This window comes from Ancylobacter mangrovi, from assembly GCF_024752335.1.
In the GTDB taxonomy this organism is placed as follows: Bacteria; Pseudomonadota; Alphaproteobacteria; order Rhizobiales; family Xanthobacteraceae; genus Ancylobacter; species Ancylobacter mangrovi.
Genome location: NZ_JANTHY010000016.1, coordinates 1 through 3,239 on the forward strand (window position 1 = coordinate 1; position 3,239 = coordinate 3,239).

Below are 3,239 nucleotides of genomic sequence, written 5' to 3' on the forward strand. Positions count from 1 at the left end.
AGGTTCTTGACGATATCCTCGACCATTTTCTTTGCGTCGGCGAAGAGCATCATGGTGTTGTCGCGGAAGAACAGCTCGTTCTCGACGCCGGCATAGCCGGCCGCCATGCCGCGCTTGATGAACAGCACCGTCTTGGCCTTCTCCACGTCGAGGATCGGCATGCCGTAGATCGCCGAGCTCGGGTCGGTCTTGGCCGCCGGGTTGGTCACGTCGTTGGCCCCGATCACGAACGCCACGTCGGCCTGCGCGAACTCCGAGTTGATGTCCTCGAGCTCGAACACCTCGTCATAGGGCACGTTCGCCTCCGCCAGCAGCACGTTCATGTGCCCGGGCATGCGGCCCGCCACCGGATGGATGGCGTACTTCACTTCCACGCCCTCCTCCTTCAGCTTGTCCGCCATCTCCCGCAGCGCGTGCTGGGCCTGCGCCACCGCCATGCCGTAGCCCGGCACGATGATCACCTTCGAGGCGTTCTTCATGATGAAGGCCGCGTCCTCGGCCGAGCCCTGCTTCACCGGGCGCGTCTCCACCGCGCCCGCCGGACCCGCCGCCGCATCGCCGCCGAACCCGCCCAGGATCACCGAGATGAAGGAGCGGTTCATCCCCTTGCACATGATGTAGGAGAGGATCGCGCCCGAGGAGCCCACCAGCGCCCCGGTGATGATCAGCGCCGTGTTGCCCAGCGTGAAGCCGATGCCCGCCGCCGCCCAGCCGGAATAGCTGTTCAGCATCGACACCACCACCGGCATGTCCGCCCCGCCGATCGGCACGATGATCAGGCCGCCCAGCACCAGCGACACCAGCACGATCAGCCAGAACACGGTGTGGCTCTCGGTGCTCACCAGCACCACGATCAGCACCACCAGCAGCGCCGCGAGGCCGAGATTGATGGCGTGACGCCCCGGCAGCAGGATCGGCTTGCCCGACATGTTGCCGTTCAGCTTGGCGAAGGCGATCACCGAGCCGGTGAAGGTGATGGCGCCGATCGCGACGCCCAGGCTCATCTCCACCAGCGCCTGGCCGTGGATCATCCCCGGCTCGCCGATGCCGAACGCCTCCGGCGCGTAGAGCGCCGCCGCCGCCACCATCACCGCGGCGAGACCCACCAGGGAGTGGAACGCGGCCACCAGCTGGGGCATCTGCGTCATCGCGATCTTCTTCGCGATCACCGCGCCGACCCCGCCGCCGATGGCGAGGCCGCCGAGCACCAGCACCCAGCCCCCGACCCCCGCCGGCGGGCTCGCCGCCAGCGTCGTCAGGATGGCGATGGTCATGCCGACCATGCCGAACAGATTGCCCTGGCGCGACGTCACCGGGCTCGACAGCCCGCGCAGCGCCAGAATGAACAGAACCCCGGAGACGAGGTACAGAAGGGCCACCAGATTGGCGTTCATCGTCCCGTGCCCCTCACTTCTTCTTCGCGTACATGGCGAGCATCCGGCTGGTCACCAGGAACCCGCCGAAGATGTTCACGCTCGCCAGGATCAGGCCGAGGAAGCCGAAGCCCCGCGCCCAGCCCGTGCCCGCCGTCACCGTGTCGACGCCCACCGCCAGCAGCGCCCCCACCACGATCACCGACGAGATCGCGTTGGTCACGCTCATCAGCGGCGTGTGCAGCGCCGGGGTGACCGACCACACCACGTAGTAGCCGACGAACACCGCCAGCACGAAGATCGACAGCCGGAACACGAACGGGTCGATCGCCCCGCCGCTCAGCGCGTGCGCCGCCGTGCCCGCCATCTCCGCATAGTGCTGCGCCGCCGCGTCGGCATAGGCCTGCGCCGCCTCCGCCGCCTGGCGCGCCACTTCCGCCGCCGTGCGCGCCCCTTCGAGCGCTCCCTGCGCGGTCAGGTCCGAGCCTGCCCCGCCCGAAACACCGCCTGCCGCATTCTGGGCGAGCTGCACGCCCGCGCCCATCACATCCCCTGCCGGATTGGCCATTGTCCTTCCCCTGAAGCTGTCAAGGCCGGGCGCCGCGCGCTCGCCGCGCCGCCGCGCCGTCCCGTTTGATCCGTCGTTGCCGCCGCGCCCGGCCCGCCCGGGAGCAATACCCTCCGGGGCAGGACGCCCCGGGAGCAGCCCCCGGCCGGCGCGCCGGCTATCCCGCGCGCGCGGCCGTGACCGGGCGGCCCTAGGCCGCGCTCGCCGCGTCTTCCGTCTTGCCGCCGAAGCCCGGATGCACCACCGCCCCGTCCTTCGTCAGCAGCGTCGCCCGCACCAGCTCGTCGTCCCACTTCACGCCGAGCGTCTTCGTCTCCTTGTCCACCAGCGTCTCGACGAAGGCGTAGAGGTTCTTCGCGTAAAGCTGCGACGCCGTCGCCGCCAGACGACCCGGCACGTTCAGATGGCCGACGATCTTCACCCCGTTCGGCGTCGTCACCACCTCGCCCGGCACCGCGCCCGCGACATTGCCGCCGCGCTCCACCGCGAGGTCGATGATCACCGAACCCGGCTTCATCGACGCCACCATCTCCTCCGACACCAGCTTCGGCGCCGGACGCCCGGGGATCAGCGCCGTGGTGATCACCACGTCCTGCTTGGCGATGTGGCTCGCCACCAGCGCCGCCTGCTTGGCCTGGTACTCCGCCGACATCTGCTTGGCGTAGCCCCCGGCCGTCTCGGCCTGCCTGAACTCCTCGTCCTCGACCGCGATGAACTTGCCGCCGAGGCTCTCCACCTGCTCCTTCGCCGCCGGACGCACGTCGGTCGCCGACACCACCGCGCCGAGCCGGCGCGCCGTCGCCACCGCCTGCAGCCCCGCCACGCCCGCGCCCATCACGAACACCCGCGCCGCCGGCACCGTGCCCGCCGCCGTCATCATCATCGGGAACGCCCGCCCGAACTCCGACGAGGCGTCGATCACCGCCCGGTAGCCCGCAAGGTTCGCCTGGCTCGACAGCACGTCCATCACCTGCGCCCGGGTGATGCGCGGCATCAGCTCCATCGCGAACAGGCTCGCCCCGGTCTTCGCGATCGCCTCCAGCTCGCTCTCGTGCCCGTACGGGTCCGCGATCGCGATCACCAGCGCCCCGGGCTTCGCCCCCGCCAGCAGCTCTGCAGATGGCCGCCGCACGCCGAGCACGACGTCCGCCCCGGCCACCGCCGCGGCATTGTCCGCCACCACCGACGCCCCCGCGCCCTCATACTCCCCGTCGCCCACGCCCGACGCCGAACCCGCACCCGACGAAACAACAACGTCGGCCCCAAGGCCCACATAGCGCTTCACCGTGTCCGGGGAC

Annotated in this window: 3 protein-coding genes; all 3 read right to left on the reverse strand. The window is 70.3% G+C overall.

What is annotated here, in order from left to right:
• On the reverse strand, positions 1–1,394 hold a 1,394-nt coding region (locus tag NVS83_RS23420), incomplete at its 3' end, for an NAD(P)(+) transhydrogenase (Re/Si-specific) subunit beta (RefSeq protein WP_258741735.1).
• 13 nt (positions 1,395–1,407) lie between these two features.
• Complete coding sequence (locus NVS83_RS23425; RefSeq protein ID WP_258741737.1) at positions 1,408–1,941, reverse strand: proton-translocating transhydrogenase family protein; 534 nt, start codon at positions 1,939–1,941, stop codon at positions 1,408–1,410.
• 190 nt (positions 1,942–2,131) lie between these two features.
• Positions 2,132–3,239, reverse strand: a 1,108-nt coding sequence (locus NVS83_RS23430) for a Re/Si-specific NAD(P)(+) transhydrogenase subunit alpha (RefSeq protein ID WP_258741753.1), incomplete at its 5' end; no start/stop codon positions are given.